Source organism: Janthinobacterium violaceinigrum (assembly GCF_009208555.1).
Classification (GTDB): Bacteria; Pseudomonadota; Gammaproteobacteria; order Burkholderiales; family Burkholderiaceae_D; genus Janthinobacterium; species Janthinobacterium violaceinigrum.
The window spans coordinates 45046-63305 of the sequence record NZ_WFLI01000038.1; the positions used below are offsets into that span (position 1 = coordinate 45046).

Here is an 18260-nt window from a genome sequence, read left to right on the forward strand (position 1 = left end):
AATTACGCAGCGTGCATCAGGGTGTCGACTTCGCCGTCGCCGCCGTCAGCTGCACCAGCTTGCGCTCGACAAACGCCTGCAATTGGGGCGACAGGGTTTGCAAGCCCTTTGCCCGTTCGAACGCCTGGCGTGCCTGGGCCGGGTGCTTGTCGGCTTGCAAGGCGATGCCCAGGCCCATCCACCAGACGCTGTTGTCGGGCGCCGCCTGCAGGGCCAGCTGGTAGTGTTCCGCCGCTGCGCCGTAGCGCTGCTCGCGCTGCAGTACGCCGGCCAGGAAGGCCTGGTATTCGCCGTTATCGGCGGCGTACGGCAAGCTGCGCGTCAAGGTGTCGAGGGCGGCCGTGCCGCCATTGGATTTATCCAGCTGCAAGCGGGCCAGCATCATTGCCTGTGCCGGCTGTTTCGGGTCCAGCGCCAGGCTCAGCTGCAGCTGGCGGGCCGCCTCGTCGGGACGCTGCGCTTCGAGCAGCAGGCGCACCAGGGTTTCGCGCGCGCCCTGGTGGCGCGGGTCCAGCTGCAGGGTCTGCTGCAAGGCCAGCATGGCGTCGGAAACGCGGCCATCCTGCAACTGGGCCAGCGCGCGCCGGTATTCATTTTCCACGCGCTGCTGCGGCGTGACTTGCTTGCCGTCGACGATGCGCTCGCTGGCCACGGGCGCTGCCACCTTCACCACGGGCGCGGCGGCAGGCTTGGCGGGCTTTTCCGTGATGCGGCGCGCCGCCCTGGCGGGCGCGGGCGCGGGAACGGCGGCCTCGGCGGCAAACACGGGCTCGGGTTCCGCCGCGACGGCGGGCGCCGCTGCGGCTACCACCGGCACTGGTACCACGGCGGCAGGCGCCGGGGCCGATACGGGCGCCAATACCGGCGTGCTGGCCACACTGACCAGCACGGGCGGCACGGGCGGGCGCTTCAGGTAGACCCAGCCCAGGGCGATGGCGGCGGCCGTCAGGCCGGCCGCGCCGCCGAAGACCAGCGCGCGCGAAACGCCCCGCTCGCGTTCGGGCACGGAGCGGATGCCGCCCGCGTCGCCGCGTCCATCGGGGGTGCCGCGGGCATCGAGGTCTTGCAACATCTTGTTAATCAGGCTCATCTACAGGCTCATCTTCGTCATCGGTTCAATAAGGTCCAGCTCACGCCGCAGGCGGCGGCCAGCACGCCGGCGCCGGCCAGCCACGGCCAGGGGCGGCGCCAAAAACGGGGCTTGCTGGCCAGCGTATCGCTGGCGGCCAGCGCCACGTGGCGGCCGCTCACCTGCTGCCGCCCTTCGCCATACGCCACCATCAGCGCCTTGTGCGCCATGATGTTGATCAGGCGGGGGATGCCGCCGGAAGCCTTGTACAGGCGCGCCACGCCGCCGCGGCTGAACAGGCGCGCGCCGTCGAAGCCCGCCACGCGCAGCCGGTGCGCCACATAGAAGTCCACGTCGTCGCGCGACAGCGGCCCCAGGTGATAGTGAAAGGTGATGCGCTGCGCCAGCTGGCGGATTTCCGGCAGGGCCAGCTTGACGTCCAGCTCGGGCTGGCCGAACAGCACGATTTGCAGCAGCTTGCGCTTTTCCGTTTCCAGATTCGTCAGCAGGCGCAGCGCTTCCAGGCTGTCGACGGGAATCGCCTGCGCCTCGTCCAGGCACAGCAGCACCCGCCTGCCCTGCGCCGCCAGATTCAGCAGGCGCAAGTTGATGGCGCGCAGCAGCTGGTGCTGCTCGATATCTTTTTCCAGCAAGACATTGAGGTCCTCGGCCAGCGCCAGGATCAGCGAACGGGGCGGCAGGTTCGGATTCGGGATGTAGGCCGTGACGAAGTCCGGCCCCAGGGACTGCATGAACTTGCGGCACAGAAAAGTCTTGCCCGTGCCCACTTCGCCAGTGATCTTGATGAAGCCCTCGCCATTGCGCGCCGCCACCAGCAGGGTGTTGAGCGCCTTTTGCGACTGCGGGCCGTTGAAGAAGAAACTGGTATCGGGCGTGAGGCCGAACGGCGCCTCGCGCAAGCCGAAATGGGCCTGGTACATTTAGCGCCGCTCCGCTGGACGGCGCGGATCGAGCGCCTCGATCCGCTTGCCCGAATCGAGCAAGTCCTCGTTCCAGCTGTTCGCCCCATCGACGATGGTGGGCTTGATCAATACCACCAGTTCGCGCTTCTGGATCACCTGTCCCGTGTTGCGGAACAGCGCGCCCAGCACGGGAATGTCGCCCGCGCCCGGCACTTGCGAGCGGTCCGAAGTGGTGGCCTGGCGCATCAGGCCGCCGATGGCGACGATGCGTCCATCCTGGCTGCGCACCATGCTGTCCATCTCGGACGTGCTGGAGGCGGCCAGCGGCAGTTTCAGCGAACCGGCGCTACCCAGGTCGATTTCCTTGCTGATGGTCGACACCTGGCTGACGGACGGGTGCACGTGCAGGATGATGTTGCCATCCGCATCGATCTGCGGCGTCACGTCCAGCACCACGCCGGAAAAGAACGGTTGCAAGGTCACGTTGGGGCTGGTCGTGGCGCCGCTGGCCGTCGTATTGGTCGTGGTCGACACGCCCGTCACGTAAAACTCGTCCGTGCCGATCTTCAGCACGGCCTTCTGGTTATTCATGGTGGCGATGCGCGGGCTCGACAGGACGTGCACGGAGCCTTGCGATTCCAGGAAGGAAATCATGGCGGCGAAATTGGCCGTCTGGAATGCCAGGCCGAACATGGAGCCGGCCGAGTTCGCCGCCGAGCTGAGGCCAAAGCCGCTGCTGGCCGTCAAGCCGCTGCCATTCGTCATGTTGGGCGGCTGGCCGCCATTGAACGGCAGCGGCGCCAGGGTGCCGCCCGGCTGGATGAAGCCCGTCGAGATGCGGTTCGTGTGGCCGCTCTTGATCGAGGCAAACGAGGCCCAGTTGATGCCCGTCTGCGTGTTGTCGTTGAGCTCGACTTCGAGGATCTTCGCTTCCAGGATCACCTGGCGGTCGACGGACAATTGCGTGGCCTTCAGGTACATATCGACATTGCGCAACTCGTCCGGCATGGCGCGGATGACGATCACGCCCGATTGCGGGCTGAGCACCACTTGCCGGCCGCCGTCGCTGCTGCCGACGATGGCTTCCAGCGCCGCCTTTAATTCCGGCCAGAAATCTGCCGTGGACGAGGTGGTCAGGTTGCTGCTATCGAGGGTGCGGCCGCCCTGCCCCCCATTGGTTTGCTGGTTCTGGTCATTATTCTGGTTGTTGCCCTGGTTGCCATTCTGGCCATTGCCCAAGCCGCCCGAACTGGTCGAACCCACGGAACCGACCGACGTCGACGACACGCGCAGGTTGGAGCTGCCCCGGCGCGCGCCCGTCAGGTAATTGACATGGAACAAGCGCGTCTGCATGGTGAGGGGCTTGATATAGATCTGCGTGCCCTCGACCTTGTAGTCATAGCCGTACAGTTCGCGCACGGCGTCGAGCGCCTGGAACAGGGTCACATCCTTCAGGTTGGCGGAAATCGTGCCGCCGATGTCGGGATGGACCAGCATGTTGTAGCGTGTGCCGGCCACGATGGAGGTGAAGAACTGGCGCGCCGGCACGTTGTTGAAGGCCACGTTGAAGCGCTCGTCGAGCGCGGCGCGGGCCTTCGGCAATTGCTGGGCCAGGGTCGCCACGGGCGGCAGCAGCGCCGCTTCCACGGCGTCCGGCTGGGCCGCTGGCGCCGTGGTCGCTGCCGCGCCCTTGACGGCATCGGTGATCGCATTGTAGGTGTCGCGCTTGACGGGCGCGACATTGCAGCCGCCCAGGCCCAGGCTGACGCTGATGACAGCCGCCATCGTACTGATCTTGAACATGCTCGCCTTGTGTTGATTGAGTTGCTTGGCCACTTCTTCTACTCCTGCTTGCGGTCGGTCTTGCGATCGGTCGTGTTGTCGGTCTTGCTGCTGGGATACAGCTTGAAGGTTTCCAGTGATTTACCGCGCCGCAATAAGACGGCCGTGTCGCGGATGTCCGTCACCACGGCGTCGCCCACCTTGCTGCCGATTTTCACCACCTGGCCATCGATGACGGCCAGGCGGCGCCCTCCCGGCTGGGTGGAAATGAGCACCGATTGCAGCTGCGGCCGGGCCGCAACGACGGGCGCGGCGCTGGCAGGCGTCCACAGGGCCGCCGGCGGGCGCGTGGGATCGTCGAGCGCCTGCGCCTGCGCGCCCGGCCCAGCGAGGCTCAACGCCAGACCCAGCGCGAGGAAAAGCGCAGGCAGCGCGGGACCAGAGGTCAGAGTGCGATCCATGTGTCGTCCATGCTGAGGGTATGTAGGGTCAGGGTCAGGGTGGCGCCCGGGTAGCTTGCCGCGTCGAGGTGGGCGGCGCCCCAGAAGACCCGGGTCGGCATCGATTGCAGCGCCTGCATGTATTGCACCATGTCGGCATAGCTACCTTGCAGCACCACTTCCACGCCATGCTGGTGCAGCAAGGGGGCCGGGGCCGCTGCCTTGGCAACGTCGCTCCTGGCTGCCGCATCGCCGTTCGCGGCATCGGCCGGGCGGGCACCCACGGCGCTGGCGGGCAGGGTTTTCAGCGAGACCACGCGCAGGCCCGCGTGCCGGCGCAGCATGTGCTCGAGCAAGGTGACCATGCGCTCGGGCGCCACCAGGCCGTGCTGCTTCTCGCGCAGCGACTGCGCCAGGGACGCCGTTTCCGCCTGCAAGGCCACCAGGCGCGTGCGCGCTTCCCGGTCGGGATCGGTGGCATGGGCAAGCATGGTCAGCTCGATTTCCTTGTTCGTCGCGGTCAACAGGCTTTGCTTTTGCGCAATGCTCGCCTCCAGCGCCGCGCGTTTCGCCAGCAGGGGATTAAAGCTCATGAAATAAAACACGAACAGGACGGCGGCCGCACCGGCGCCAAACACCATCAGCCGCTCGCGCAGGCTGAGGGCATCGAAGGCGGCAGCCCATTTCTTCAGCAGGGGCAGCATCAGCGTGTTCCTTCCGCAACAGGTTTTGCCGGCGCGGCGCCCGCGGCGGGTCCGGCGGCGCGGTCCGCCGACTGCAGGCTGAACGCCACATACGGCAGGCTGGCTGCCTTGCCCTCGGCCACGGCCGGCGGCTCGGGCTGGCTAATGTCGAGGCTGGCGAAGGTCTTGCCTTTCAATATCTCCTGCTGGCCCAGGCGCGTGATGTACGCGGGCAGCAGCGACGCGTGCAAGGCGCGGCCCTGCAAGCCGAAGTCATTGCCGGCGCCGGCGATGTCCACGCCCGTCAGCCATACGCCTTCGACGCGGGCCTGCGCCAGCGCACGGAAATAGCCGGCATAGCCAGAGGTATTGCCCAGCTTGCCACTTTCCAGCACGTGTGACGCATCCTGCAGCAACTGGCGCTGCGCCTCGACGGCCGCCAGTTCCTGCGCCAACGCCGGATCTTTCTTGCGAGGAGGAAAATCGCGCAAGATCTGGTCGCGCTTTGCCTCGCCCTGCGCCAGCGCCGTCTTGACGTCCGCTTCGCGCTGTTCCAGCTCGGCCACGGTGCGCTGGAACAGCGTGCCCAGCACCAGCAGGAGCAGCGCCAGCCCGCCCAGGCCCAGCCCGGCCGTGCGCGCCGACATCTGGTGTTTTTTGCGTTCAAACTGGGGATTGAACAGATTGATCTGCTGGCTCATGCGCCCTTCCCTTCGTGCTTGCCCGCGTGCGGGCCAGCCTCGCGCAACGCCGCGCCGATGGCCAGGAAATAGCGCGCCTGCATGGCGGGGTCGCGCAATTCGGCGGCCTGGGAAAAGTCCAGCACCGTGGCCAGGTCCAGCTGCTCGACGGGCATGTAGAGATTGTCGGCCAGGTAGCCGTGCAAGCCATCGCTGGCGCCCGTCATCAGCATCAAGCGGGCCAGCGAAATGAAATGGAACTGGCGGTCGAAGTGGTCGAACGAGCGCTGCAGTTCCAGGGTGACGCGGTCGTAGTACTGGCTGGCGTCGGGCGACTGCAATTGCGTCAAGGTCACGTCGATGCGGCGTGCCTGGTACAGCTCGCCGTTGAAACTCATGGTCAGCAAGCCGCCGTCGCCGTCGAAAAACAGCACGGCGATACCGCGTCCCGGCGTTTCCAGCAAGGTGGCGATATTGCGCTGCGCCATCTCGGGGATATCGATCACGGACAGGCCGATCTTGCATTCGGCATACTGCGCCTGGCGGCGCGACACGGCGCTGTTGCGCGCGGCAACGGCAAACACGCTGCTGCCCCGCTGGGTGCCGTTCGGGTCGCCGGGAATATCGAACACGTCGATGGTGGCTTCGACCAGGGGAAAGTCCAGCATGTCCTTGAGGCGCCAGCCCACGGCCGTCTTCAGCTCTTCGCGCGGCACGGCCGGCGCTTCCAGCGACAGCAGCTGGTATTCGCCGCCGGCCAGCACCGTGGTGCAGTGGCGCGCTGGCGCTTGCAGATCCTTGCCCAGCTTTTCCAGCACCTCAGTCGGCGCCGGCCGCGCGGCCGCCTGGTAGCTGGCGCCCAGCACGCGCGGCATGCCGTCGGCGGAACGCTGGACAACAACGGCGCTGACACCTTCACGGCCAAACGCCGTGGCCAGCCATCCATCGTATTTCTTTGCTCTTGCGAATAAACCCATGCGAACTATCCAGTGTAAGTGCCTGCCCGATCTTGTCGCGCAGATAATGCAACCGACCAATTTTAATTCATGAAGCCAACTTTGTTGTGTAAAAACAATAAATTAGCGATCTTTTTTTCACGCAGTTGACCTTACTGCGACAACACGGCTTGCAGGCGGCGCTGGACGTAATCGGGGTTATTGCCCGGGTTCGGACAACCGGCAGGTCCAGGCTGGTTGCAAGCGGTAGCCGTGATGGTCCAGCTGGTCAAGGTGCCGGGCCCCGTGGCCGTGCTGCATTGCACGTTGACGCGGAACGCCGACAGCGTCGTGCCTGGAGGCAAGCTGAACGTGGTGGCGCCGATGCACGCCGCGCCGGCGGTCAGGCCCGCGCTGATCTGCCGCTGCAAGCCCCATTCGAGGCCGGCGCGGGCAGCCTGTTCGGCGCGCACGCCCTGCACGTCCATGGCCGACTCCGTCTGCTGGAAGGTGGAGATATTCACCATCACGGCCGCCAGCGCGGCCAGCACCACGAGCAGGAAAATGGCCGTGACGAGGCTGAAACCGCGCATGCGGCCCGGACGGTGGCGCAGCACATGCGTCATGGCGTATTCCTCGCCTGCACCTGTTGCACAAGGCGCAGCACGCCCGTATTGCTGTTCGGCGCACCCAGGCTCAGATCGATGTTCACCAGGCCACGCTGCACATTGGCCAGCACGGTATAGCTGAAGGCGCACGCCGTCACCTGGCGCGCCAGCAGGGCGCCCTTGTCCGTCGCCAGCGGAGCGGTGCCCGCTACAACCGGCTGGGCGGACTGGATGGCATAGCCCGCGTAACGGGTCAGGGTGCCAGTCGCCAGATCGCACGCATAGGTGACGGGCGTGGACACCACCTGGAAACGGTTCGACGGCGACGGCAGCGGCGCGGGCGCCGTCGTGAATGGATAGCTGCCCAAGGTGACGACATTGCCGGAAACGGCCGTGACCGGCGCGCGGTTGCAGCCCGTCGCCGCGCTGCAGGAATAGGCGTCGTTCGGCGTGTAAGTTCCGCCCAGGTTGTAGACGACGATCTGGTCGCCTACGCCGATCGCCTGGCGCACGCCCAGCGCATCGGCAGGCATGGCGCCGACGACGGTAAAGTTCAGCGGAGTGCTGGGGGCGGGAGGCGTTTCAAAGCTCAGCACATTGCCCAGGCCGGCCGGATCGCTGTCGCTCAGGTAGCGCCCGCCCGTCTTGGTCAGCAACAATTCCAGGTACAGGCCATTGCCCCCCACGCGCACGCTGTTCGGCAAAGCCAGGCGCACGTCGCGCGTCAGGCGGCGCGCGGCCGTGTCGGCCGTGTCGGCCAGCGCCGCGCGCGCGGCCACATCCATATAGCCTTGCACGGGCACGCGGATGAAGACGGCGACCATGGTGCCGATGATGCCCGTGATGACGATCACGATGACCATCTCGACGAGGGTAAAGCCGCGCGCAAGGCGCCTGGCGTGAAGGATAGTTTTCATGGAATACTGTTCGGCGCATAGCGCACGCGATAGCCGTCGAGCACGATCTGCTGGTCGGCATACGGCACGGTCACCTGGATGCGCAGGGCTTCCGTGGCCGGCAAGCCATTCAGGGCGACCTGGGTGATGACCACCGAGGCAATATATGCCTGGGGAGAACCGGCAGCCCAGACGGTGCCCTGCGCATCCGTCGTGTAGTCCGTGGCCTTGCCATACGCGCCCACATAATCGTTGACGTTGTCGAAGGGTCGCGGCATGCCGCCCGCCTCCTGGCCCGCCACTTCCGGGATGGTGCAGCCGGCGGCGCTGGTGGCCGTTTCCGCGGCCGGGTCTTGCGGATCGCAATACGTAAAGCGCGCCAGCTGGATTTCTTCCAGCATGCCTTCGGCTATCGCCAGCGCCTGCTTGCGCAGCTGCGGGTCGGCGCTGCGTTTCGTCGTCAGGCTCATCACGCCCAGGATGGCGGCCGAAGCCACGCCGACGATGACGATGAACAGCACCAGTTCGATCAGGGTCACGCCCCGCTCACGCTGGCGCCGCAGGCTAGTGGACATAGCCAGTCTCCCCTTCGACCGTGACGCCGCGCTCCGTGCCATCGCCCAGGATGCTGATGTTCAGCTGCGCGGGGAATGTCGATACGGCAGGAAACACATCGCCCTGCGCATATAGCTTGCCCAGCGCGTCGAAATAAAAGCCCGCCGTATTGGCAGGATTGGTGGACATGGTCACGCTGGCCGGACGGCCTTCGCACAGCCAGTTACTCCCCAGGCAATACTGCAGCGTTTCCTTGCTGCCGCTGTTCCTGCCCGTAGGCGGCACCACTTTCTGATCATCGTTGCAAACGGCATCGAAGCACAGGGCCACGCTGTTGTTATTGATGCGCACAAACACGGCGCGGTTTTGCGCCACCGCCAGCTTTTGCCCGTAGCGCACGATATTCGTCACCTGGTCGGCAAAACTGCGCGCATCAAAAGTATCGCGCTGGAAAAACCGGTTGACGGCAAAGGTGCCCAGCAAGCCCGCCAGCACCAGCACGGCCACCAGTTCGATCAGGGTAAAGCCGCGCGCAGCCGTACGCCGCAGGGGGCCTGGCGGCCCTGCGTGGCGATGCGGGAAGACTGTCGGTGGCTGCTGCAATGGATAGCCCGTAAAAAAGCCCAACGGGCTGGCGCCTGGGGTTGGGCTGGTGGTGCGCAAGCAAGGCCGGGCGTGGCCGGGCCTTGCTTGCAGAGTACTCAAAAATTACTTACACGTGGTGGTGGTTGCTGCATTGACAACTACCGGCGCGCCGGCAGCGGTAGGAGCGGGGTACGTGACCACGCAACCTGTACGCGTTGCATCAGGCGTCACGGAGAAACCGCCCGTGCTGCCAATCGTGTAGTCAGGTGCGGCGATACCTGCAGCCTCGCCAATGCCGGCAGCGTCTGCGGTCGGATAACCAAACTTGCCAGTAACAGCCTTGCCTTCCATCGTCACGGTGGCAGCGTTCTGGGCATCGGCAGGCGAACCGCTCACCAGCCACTGTGCATGGTACAGCGCCGAACCCGCCTTGATGGCGCCAGTGGCCGCATTCATCTTGGCCACGCGTGCATCGGTCGACATGTCGATGAATTTAGGAATGGCCGTCGCGGCCAGGATGCCCAGGATCACGATGACGACGACCAGCTCGATCAGGGTAAAACCTGCCTGGGCGCCGCTTTTCATACTACGTAAAGACTTGTTCATTCTTGCTTTCTCCAAAATCAAATAAAAACATCAAAACCGACGCCATGAAACTGTCGCTGCACCGGACGAAGAAACGCATCAGTTTGCTGCCGAGTCCGGCGATTTCCACACCACAATATCGGGTTCCTGGGCGAGCTTGTCAAGATCGGCGTCTGCACTTGGCAAGGTTACCTTAAATTTCACTGCATCAACCCCTGTACTGGGAAAAATATTGCCATTACTAAACAAATAGATGATTTTTTGTTCTTTTCTGTCATACAACCAATTCCCAGTTGGCAATTTTTCCAGGTCCGGCTGCGCGAACTCGCCCAGGTAGTTGGCCGGTTTGTCGTCCAGCCAGTCGAACGGGTTTTGCCGCGCCAGCGCCGGCAACCTGTCGCGATGGTCCGCCAGGTACAGGTGCAGCACCTGCACCCGCAAACTGGTGCGCAAGACCCCCAGCATCTGCGCCACGGCCACCTGCTGCGCCTGCTGCTGGTAATGGCTGGCGCGGTTCAGGAACACCGCCACCAGGATGGCAAACACGCTCGCCACGACCGCCAGCTCGAACAGGGTGAAACCGCGCTGGCGGACAGGCCGCGCCATCAGTGCAGGGCCGCCCGGCCCAGGTCCCAGATCGGCAGGAAGATGCCCAGCGCCAGCACCAGCACCATGGCGCCGAGGAAGACGATCAAAATCGGCTCGATCTGCGCCGACAGGGTCTTCAGCTCGTAATCGACTTCGCGCTCGTACATGTCCGCGATCTCGTCCATCAGGTCGTCGAGCGAGCCCGATTCCTCGCCCACGGCGATCATCTGCAGCACCACGGGTGTAAACACGCCGGCCGCCACCGACGTGCGCAAGATGCTTTCGCCCCGCTCGACGCCGTCGCGCATCTGTTCCACGCGCGCGCTCAAATAGGTGTTGTCGACCGTCTGCGACACCACCGTCAGCGCCTGCACGATGGGCACGCCGCTGGTGCTGGACAGGGCAAAGCTGCGCGCGAAGCGGGCCATCGTGCCCTTCAGGATGATCTTGCCGGCGATCGGCAGGCGCAGCTTGGTCCGGTCCCACTTATATAGACCCTCTTTCGTGCGCAGCCAGGCGCGCCAGCCGAAAAAGCCGCCCGCGCCCAGCATCAGCAGGATGGGCCAGTACGCAGTCGTGAAGCGCGACGTGCCGATCAGCACGCGCGTCATCAAGGGCAGTTCCGCATGGAAGCTGGCGAACACCTTCTCGAATTGGGGAATGACGAAGATATTCACCACGATCATGGCGGCCAGCATGGCGAAGACGACGAAGGTCGGGTAGCGCGTCGCCGTTTTCACGCGCGCGCGCATGTCGCGGTCGAATTCCAGGTGGTCGAACAGGCGCAGGAACACTTCATCGAGGCGGCCCGTCATTTCGCCCACGCGCACCATCGACAGATAAAACGGCGTGAAGATGGCGGGGTGGCGCGCCATGGCGGCCGACAGTTCGCGACCCGCATCGAGCGACTCGCGCACATCCTTGATGATGCGCCCGAACGCGGGGCTGATGGCGGACTCCTGCAAGCCGGCCAGGCCCCGCATGATAGGCACGCCCGCCTTGAGCAGGGTGTACAGCTGGCGGCTGAACAGTTGCACGTCCATGGGCGTGACTTTTTTCTCGGTCAGCTTGTCCCACCAGTTCAACTTGCTGGCGCCCGCCCCCGTCACCGTCTGCTTGGTGGCGCTGATGTCGACGGGCGTGCTGCCGCCCGCCATCAATTGATCGGCCACGGCGCCGCTGTCGGCGCCTTCCATCACGCCGGTCAGCAGTTCGCCGCTGGCGCTACGCGCCTTGTAGGAGAAAAACGGCACCTCAATCCTCGCTCTGGTTGCTGATGCGCATCGCTTCCATCACCGTCGTGCGGCCCTGCACGACCAGCTGCACGGCGTGGCGGCGCAGGGTTTCGCCCGCCATCTGCTCCGTCGCCACCTTCATGAAGTGGGAAGGATCGGCATGGTTGGCGGCATCCGCCACGGCGCGCGTGATTTCCAGCAATTCATACACGCCCGTGCGGCCCCGGTATCCCATGCCATTGCAGTGCGAACAGCCCTTGCCGTGGAAATACTGGTTGCGCTCGACCAGCTCGCCCAGTTCCAGGCGCAGCCATTCGTATTCGTTGGGCGTGGGCGCGTACGGCGTGCTGCAGCTTTCGCAGATCACGCGCACCAGGCGCTGCGCCAGCACGGCTTGCAGCGAGCTGCCCACCATGTAGCGGGGCACGCCCATGTCCATCAGGCGCAGCGGCGTGCTGATGGCGTCGTTCGTATGCAGGGTCGACAGCACCAGATGGCCCGTCATGGCGGCGCGCAAACCGATCTGCGCCGTTTCCTGGTCGCGCATCTCGCCGACGAGCACGATATCGGGATCTTGCCGCAGGGCCGAGCGCAGCACCCTGGCAAAGTTCAGCTCGATCTTGTCGTTCACTTGCACCTGGTTAATACCAGGCAAGCGGTACTCGACGGGGTCTTCCACCGTGATCAGCTTTTTTTCCACCGAATTGAGTTCGGACAAGGCGCAATACAGGGTCGTCGTCTTGCCGCTGCCCGTCGGCCCCGTCACCAGCACCAGGCCGTTCGGGCGGCTGACGATGGCGCGGAACTGTTCCACCAGCCGGGGCGGCATGCCGATGGCGTCCAGGCGCAGAGTCGTGCCGCCCTGGTTCAGCAGCCGCATCACCACCGATTCGCCGTACTGGGTGGGCATGGTGGAAATACGCACGTCGATGCGCTGGTTTTTCACGCGGATGGCGAAGCGGCCATCCTGCGGCAAGCGCTTCTCGGAAATATCGAGGTCCGACATCAGTTTCAGCCGCAGCGCCAGCGAACTGGCGATCTTGCTGTCCGCTTCCGTCTGCAGGTGCAGCACGCCGTCAATGCGGAAGCGGATCTGCAGCCGGCCTTCCTGCGGTTCGATGTGGATGTCCGACGCGCGCACCTGCGTGGCATCCTCGAACACGGATTGCAGCAGCTTGACGATGGGCGCCTCTTCCAGGCCCGGATTGGCGGCCAGCGCGCCGAAGTCGACGGAAACGTCGCCCAGGTCCTGCTCCAGCTCGCGCGTCAGGGTGGAGATATCTTCCGTGCGGCGGTAGATGCGGTCGATGGCGGCCAGCACTTCCGTTTCATTGACCACGGCCAGTTCGATATGGCGCTTGACCAGGCGCGAAATTTCATCGTACGCAAACAGGTCGGTGGGGTCGGACATGCCGACCAGCAAGCCCTCGCGCCGGTCTTCCAGCACCAGCGCGCGGAAGCGCCGCGCCTGGGTTTCCGGCAGCAGCCGCACCAGTTCGGGATTGATGTTGAAAAACTTCAGGTTGATGTAGGGAATGTCGAGCTGGCGCGCCAGCGCACCCGAAATCTGCTCTTCCGTGACGAAGCCGTGCTCGACGAAAACGCGGCCCAGCTTGCGCCCCGAACGCTTCTGTTCCGTCAAGGCCTGGCCCAACTGTTGTTCCGTCAGCAATTTCTGCTGCACCAAAATTTCACCGAGCCGGACTTTCTCTGGCCTTGCCATGCTTGCTCCTCGACAGATTCATCAGACGATGCACGCCAGCGGCGCGCGGGGGGTATTTTATTCCAGAACCTGTTGTTTCTTAAAGAAAATACATTCCGTGGCTTGATTTTCGCGCATTTCAACACTCTGCAAGTAAACACTTGCCGCCCACCTGCGCCCATGGCAATAATGGCGGTCGTATCCCGTCTTGCCTGCCCACCCTAGCCCCTATGAACGCCTGCGCCATCGAGTTCCACAACGTGCATCTGCAGCTGGCGGGCAACGCCGTGCTGCGCGGCGTCGACCTGCAGGTGCGCGCAGGAGAACTGTTCGGCCTGGTCGGCGTGAATGGCGCGGGCAAGACTTCCCTGCTCAAATGCCTGCTGGACTTTTGCACGCCCGAACGGGGCGACATCGCCATCTTCGGCCAGCCGCACCGGCACGCTGCGGCGCGCCAGCCCCTGTCCTTTTTGCCGGAACGCTTCCAGGCGCCGTATTACCTGACGGGCGGCGACTTCCTGCGCTACCTGTCGCGCCTGCACGACGTGCACCCTGGGCCGCAAGCCGTGCAGCAGGCGCTGGCTGCGCTGGACCTGGCGCCCGATGCCTTGCTGCGCCCCGCGCGCGACTATTCGAAAGGCATGATGCAAAAACTGGGACTGGCCGCCTGTTTGTTGTCGGGCAAGCCGCAGCTGGTGCTCGATGAGCCGATGAGCGGACTCGACCCGAAAGCGCGCGCGCAGTTCAAGCAAGTGCTGCAGCAGGCGCGCGCGCAGGGCCGGGGCGCCCTGCTCACTTCGCATGCGCTGGCCGACGTGGAAGAATTGTGCGACCGCATGGCCATCCTGCACGGGGGCCGCATCGTGTTTACGGGCACGCCCGCCGAATGCCGCGCGCGCCACGGCGGCGCGCAGGACGCCAGCCTGGAGCAGGCGTTCCTCAATTGCATCGCGGCATGAACGCCGGCACGCACGGCACGCCCTCCACACCGCCCGGGCGGCCTTACGCGCCGTCCCCGCACGGCATGTATCTGCGCCATTTCGGCTTGCGCACGGCGCCGTTCGGCATCACGCCGGACCCGGCCTTCTTTTATATGGGCAATACACGAGGCGAACTGCTCGATGCGCTGCGCTACGCCGTCACGCAGGGCGAAGGCATCATCAAGCTGACGGGCGAAGTGGGCAGCGGCAAGACCATGCTGTGCCGCATGCTGGCCGAATGCCTGCCGCCCCACGTCGACGTGCTGTACCTGCTCAATCCCCGCCTGGAACCGGACGAAGTGCTGCACGCCATCGCCGCCGAACTGGGCCTGGCGCTGGACGGCTGCCGCGCCGACGCCGTGCTGCGCGCCCTGCACGGCGAGCTGATCGCCAGGCATGCGGCCGGGCGCCAGGTGGTGCTGCTGGCCGAAGAGGCGCAAGCCATGCCGGGCGCCACCCTGGAAGCGCTGCGCCTGCTGACGAACCTGGAGACGGCCAGCCACAAGCTGCTGCAAATCGTCCTGTTTGGCCAGCCGGAATTGCAGCACACCCTGGACTTGCCCCAGTTCCGCCAGTTGAAGGAACGCATCACCCACAGCTTTGCCGTGCCCCGCCTGCCACAAGCCTTGCTGAACGACTACCTGGCCTGCCGCCTGGCCGCCGCCGGCCGCACGGCGCCGCTCGTCTTCACGCGGGCCGCGCTGCGGGCGCTGGCCCGCGCCTCGCAAGGCATCGTGCGCAGGATCAATATCCTGGCCGACAAGGCCTTGCTCGCCGCATATGCGGACGATGCGCAGCAAGTGAGCGCGCGCCATGTGCGCCTGGCCATCGCCGACAGCCCCTTCTACCGCGCGCCCTGGCATGCGGGCAAGCTGCTGGCGGCCGCCTTGAGCGCGCTGATGCTGATGCTGGCCGCCGCGCTGCTGTGGCAATGGCAGGCAAGCAGCCCGGACCGGGCAGCAGCCATGGCGACGACGACAGCGGTGACAGCGACAACGGCGGCAACGGCGGCAACGGCGGCGGGGATGACGCCGCCATCCAGCCCGCTCAGCCAGGCAGACCAGGCAGCAGGCCATGCTGGCCAGCCTGGCCGCACCAGTCACACCGATGACGCCGCGCCCGCCCATGCGGCAACGGCAGCGCCCGAGGCAGCGGCACCGCGCACCGTGCCGCCCGCGCCGAACACGCTGCTCGACAGCAAACTGGCCGAATCGCGCGACTGGCTGGCGCAGCAAGGACCTCAGCAGCTGGTGCTGCACATTGCCAGCCTGCCCGCCAGCGACACGGTTGCGGCGGAGACCTTTTTGCAACAGGCGCAGCAAGCGATCGGCCTGCACGACATCCACGTCTTTCGCCTGCCCGGCACGGCCCCCGCCACTGCCGCGCCCACCACGCTGGCCGGCTCGCCACCGGGCATGCGCCAGGCTACGCCAGCGCAGGCGCCTGCCAGCGCCGGTGCGCGCCTGGCCATCGTCTACGGCAGCTATGCCGACCAGGCCAGCGCCGATACCGTTCGGGCCAGGCTATCGCCCGCGTCGCCACAGAAAATATTGCTGAGCAACATAGAGAGTATCCGCACGGAAATGAAAACCGTCGCCCCGGCAAAAACGGGACGTGGCGCCCCCTGACTTTATTTCTGCATATTGCCTCCCAGGCCAGCACAGCCGATTGCTTTTAGGCGATCATGCTGGTTAAAATTACAAAAGCACAATACGACTCCAAGGGCGAACTTTTCATGACTCAACACCCTATTCCTGTGCTGGCCTCTTGGGTCACCCTCGCCTGCAGCGCCATGCTGGCCGGCTGCGCTACGCAGCAAACGCCGCTGTCGCCGGCCCACATCAACGCCCCGCCCCGCCCCGGCGGCGCCATTCCCGAACCGGTGCAGCAAAGCAGCGCGCTCGCCGCGCCCTTGCCCGCACCCAAAGTGGAAACCTACAGCGTCACCGTGCACAAGGTGCCCGTGCAATCGTTGCTGTTTGCGCTGGCCCGCGACGCGGGCATGAATATCGACATCCACCCGCAGGTCGAGGGCAGCGTCACGCTGAATGCGCTGAACCAGACCCTGCCGCAATTGCTGGCGCGTATCGGCAAGCAAGTCGATATGCGCTACGAAATCGATGGCAAGAACCTGACGGTGCTGCCCGACGCGCCCGTGTGGCGCAACTACAAGGTCGATTACGTCAACATGGCGCGCAGCACCAACAGCAGCGTCAATATCGCCACGCAAATCTCCACGGCGGGCGGCGGTGGCGGCAACAGCAGCAACCCCGTCGGCGGCACGCAGGGCAGCGGCGGCAATGGCAACAACAATTCGACCACCCTGGTGGTGAATCGTTCGGAAAATAATTTCTGGTACAGCCTGGAAAAGAATATCCGCGACCTGCTGCGCGACACCACGCTCAACGACGTGCAGGTGGACCCGCTGGCCCAGCTGAACCAGCAATTGACAAGCGTGCCCGGCCAGCAGGGCCAGCCAGGCCAGCCGCAGAACCCGGCCGGCAATTTCCCCGCGACGGGGGCGGCGGGCCAGTACGGCGCCCAGCCGCCCATGCAAAATGGCGTCCCGAACGGCAGCCAGTATGCGCCTGCGCCAGGCCAGCAGGTGGCCGGCCCGAATGCAACTCCCGGCCAGCCGCTGGATGCGAACGGCATGCCATTGCTGAAACTGGCCAACAAGGGCAGCCCCTCGTCCGTGGTCGTCAACGTGGAAGGCGGACTGATCGCCGTGCGGGCCACGGGCCGCCAGCATGAAAAGATCGCCGAATTCCTCGACGCGGTCGTGCACAGCGCCAAGCGGCAAGTGCTGATCGAAGCGACCATCATCGAGGTACGCCTGAGCAATGAATACCAGCAAGGCATCAACTGGTCGCGCCTGACGGGCAGCCTGCAGCTGCGGCAAGGGCAAGTGGGGACGGCGGGCCTGCCCAGCGGCGTCGCGCCCAACGCCACGCCGGGCATCTTCCTGCTCAATTATCTGAAGGACAGTTTTTCCACCACCATCCAGCTGCTCGAATCGTTCGGCAAGGTGAAAGTGCTGTCCAGCCCGAAGATCAGCGTGCTCAACAATCAGACGGCCATGCTGAAGGTGGTGGACAACAATGTCTTCTTTACCATCAAGGTGACGCCCGCCGTGATCAGCTCGACAGGCACCATCACCACGCCGGCCACCTATGAATCGAAGCTGGAAACGGTGCCCGTCGGCTTCGTCATGAGCGTCACGCCGCAGATTTCCGACAGCGATGAAGTGACCTTGAACGTGCGTCCCACCATCACGCGCATCGTTGGCTACGTGCAAGACCCGAATCCGGCCCTGGCCACGGCGAACGTGCAAAGCCGCGTGCCCGTGATCCAGGCGCGCGAACTGGAATCGATCATGAAGGTGGGCAATGGCCAGATCGCCGTGATGGGCGGCCTGATGCAGGATTCCATCGACAATGCCAAGGATGGCGTGCCGGGCCTGTCCAGCCTGCCTTTGGTGGGCAATCTGTTTACCTACCGCAATGAGGCAAGCAGCAAGACGGAACTGGTGATCTTCATGCGCCCCGTGGTGGTCAAGGATGCCAGCATCGACGGCGATTACCGCGACTACCGCTACCTGCTGCCCGGCCAGGCGCCGCTCAACAGCCAGCCGTACACGGATGGCCCGCCGGCAGCGGCCACCCAGCCGCAGGCACGCCTGCAGGGAGACTTTCCATGAGCTTGCTGATGCAGGCGCTCAAGAAGGCCGAGCGCGCCAAGCAGAACAGCCTTTCCGACGAGGAGCTGGAAAAGCCGTCCGAAGCGTATGACCACGTGCTGGAACTGGCGCCGGCCGACGCCATCCCGCCGCCCCGCCCCGTGCCTGCCGCAGCCCCGCCGCCCGTGCAGGCAGCGAGCACCTTGAGCCACCAGGTGATTATCTCCCGTCAATACTTTCACGGTCACGCCATGTTCGGCCAGCGCGCGCAGGGCGGGCGCCGTCGCACACGATCACCGACTGTTTTACGGCCTTGACCGGCACCGTTGCGGGCC

At 65.1% G+C, this 18260-nt stretch carries 19 protein-coding genes; 4 read left to right on the forward strand and 15 right to left on the reverse strand.

All coding sequences use genetic code 11. The features are described from left to right. Positions 1–16 precede the first annotated feature (16 nt). The 15 genes from GCN75_RS23900 to GCN75_RS23970 all read right to left on the reverse strand — a co-directional run bounded on the left by GCN75_RS23900 (position 17) and on the right by GCN75_RS23970 (position 13287). Positions 17–1090 (reverse strand): tetratricopeptide repeat protein, encoded by a 1074-nt coding sequence (locus GCN75_RS23900; protein WP_152284612.1) that lies wholly within the window; start codon positions 1088–1090, stop codon positions 17–19. A gap of 17 nt (positions 1091–1107) precedes the next feature. After that, positions 1108–2010 carry an ExeA family protein gene (locus tag GCN75_RS23905; RefSeq protein WP_152284613.1) on the reverse strand — a complete coding sequence of 301 codons (903 nt, stop codon included), beginning with the start codon at positions 2008–2010 and terminating at the stop codon, positions 1108–1110. Next, the gene (gene mshL / locus GCN75_RS23910; protein WP_152284614.1) at positions 2011–3795 is read right to left on the reverse strand and encodes a pilus (MSHA type) biogenesis protein MshL; all 1785 of its coding nucleotides are present in this window, start codon (positions 3793–3795) and stop codon (positions 2011–2013) included. Between the two features lie 38 nt (positions 3796–3833). Then, positions 3834–4235, reverse strand: a complete 402-nt coding sequence (locus GCN75_RS23915) for an MSHA biogenesis protein MshK (protein WP_226941540.1) — start codon at positions 4233–4235, stop codon at positions 3834–3836. Then, on the reverse strand, positions 4220–4918 hold the full coding sequence (gspM, locus tag GCN75_RS23920) for a type II secretion system protein GspM (RefSeq protein ID WP_152284615.1): 699 nt from the start codon (positions 4916–4918) through the stop codon (positions 4220–4222). Before gspM ends, GCN75_RS23915 begins: the two co-directional genes overlap by 16 nt. Beyond that, positions 4918–5598 (reverse strand): MSHA biogenesis protein MshA, encoded by a 681-nt coding sequence (locus GCN75_RS23925; RefSeq protein ID WP_152284616.1) that lies wholly within the window; start codon positions 5596–5598, stop codon positions 4918–4920. Before GCN75_RS23925 ends, gspM begins: the two co-directional genes overlap by 1 nt. Further along, a complete protein-coding gene (locus tag GCN75_RS23930; protein WP_152284617.1) occupies positions 5595–6554 on the reverse strand; it encodes a type IV pilus biogenesis protein PilM in 960 nt (319 codons plus the stop codon). Before GCN75_RS23930 ends, GCN75_RS23925 begins: the two co-directional genes overlap by 4 nt. Before the next feature lie 131 nt (positions 6555–6685). Then, positions 6686–7138 carry an agglutinin biogenesis protein MshP gene (locus GCN75_RS23935; RefSeq protein ID WP_152284618.1) on the reverse strand — a complete coding sequence of 151 codons (453 nt, stop codon included), beginning with the start codon at positions 7136–7138 and terminating at the stop codon, positions 6686–6688. Next, the gene (locus GCN75_RS23940) at positions 7135–8037 is read right to left on the reverse strand and encodes a prepilin-type N-terminal cleavage/methylation domain-containing protein (protein ID WP_152284619.1); all 903 of its coding nucleotides are present in this window, start codon (positions 8035–8037) and stop codon (positions 7135–7137) included. Before GCN75_RS23940 ends, GCN75_RS23935 begins: the two co-directional genes overlap by 4 nt. After that, positions 8034–8591, reverse strand: coding sequence for a type IV pilus modification PilV family protein (locus GCN75_RS23945; protein ID WP_152284620.1), 558 nt, complete (start codon positions 8589–8591; stop codon positions 8034–8036). The genes GCN75_RS23940 and GCN75_RS23945 overlap by 4 nt, the downstream gene beginning before the upstream one ends. Beyond that, positions 8581–9234 (reverse strand): pilus assembly FimT family protein, encoded by a 654-nt coding sequence (locus GCN75_RS23950; protein ID WP_226941541.1) that lies wholly within the window; start codon positions 9232–9234, stop codon positions 8581–8583. Before GCN75_RS23950 ends, GCN75_RS23945 begins: the two co-directional genes overlap by 11 nt. 45 nt (positions 9235–9279) lie before the next feature. After that, complete coding sequence (locus GCN75_RS29930) at positions 9280–9762, reverse strand: type II secretion system protein (protein WP_319633306.1); 483 nt, start codon at positions 9760–9762, stop codon at positions 9280–9282. 78 nt (positions 9763–9840) lie between these two features. Beyond that, positions 9841–10347, reverse strand: a complete 507-nt coding sequence (locus GCN75_RS23960; RefSeq protein WP_152284621.1) for a type II secretion system protein — start codon at positions 10345–10347, stop codon at positions 9841–9843. Next, entirely contained in the window at positions 10347–11582 is a 1236-nt protein-coding gene (locus GCN75_RS23965; protein WP_152284622.1) for a type II secretion system F family protein, read from the reverse strand. Before GCN75_RS23965 ends, GCN75_RS23960 begins: the two co-directional genes overlap by 1 nt. 1 nt (position 11583) lies before the next feature. After that, on the reverse strand, positions 11584–13287 hold the full coding sequence (locus GCN75_RS23970) for a GspE/PulE family protein (protein ID WP_152284623.1): 1704 nt from the start codon (positions 13285–13287) through the stop codon (positions 11584–11586). Between the two features lie 209 nt (positions 13288–13496). Between GCN75_RS23970 and GCN75_RS23975 the strand changes: the two genes are divergently transcribed. The 4 genes from GCN75_RS23975 to GCN75_RS23990 all read left to right on the forward strand — a co-directional run bounded on the left by GCN75_RS23975 (position 13497) and on the right by GCN75_RS23990 (position 18242). Next, positions 13497–14225 (forward strand): ABC transporter ATP-binding protein, encoded by a 729-nt coding sequence (locus tag GCN75_RS23975; protein ID WP_152284624.1) that lies wholly within the window; start codon positions 13497–13499, stop codon positions 14223–14225. Then, on the forward strand, positions 14222–15874 hold the full coding sequence (locus tag GCN75_RS29665; RefSeq protein WP_226941542.1) for an ExeA family protein: 1653 nt from the start codon (positions 14222–14224) through the stop codon (positions 15872–15874). Before GCN75_RS23975 ends, GCN75_RS29665 begins: the two co-directional genes overlap by 4 nt. Positions 15875–15981: 107 nt before the next feature. Next, positions 15982–17946 (forward strand): pilus (MSHA type) biogenesis protein MshL, encoded by a 1965-nt coding sequence (gene mshL / locus GCN75_RS23985; RefSeq protein ID WP_152284625.1) that lies wholly within the window; start codon positions 15982–15984, stop codon positions 17944–17946. Next, entirely contained in the window at positions 17943–18242 is a 300-nt protein-coding gene (locus GCN75_RS23990; RefSeq protein ID WP_152284626.1) for a hypothetical protein, read from the forward strand. The genes mshL (GCN75_RS23985) and GCN75_RS23990 overlap by 4 nt, the downstream gene beginning before the upstream one ends. Positions 18243–18260: the final 18 nt, after the last annotated feature.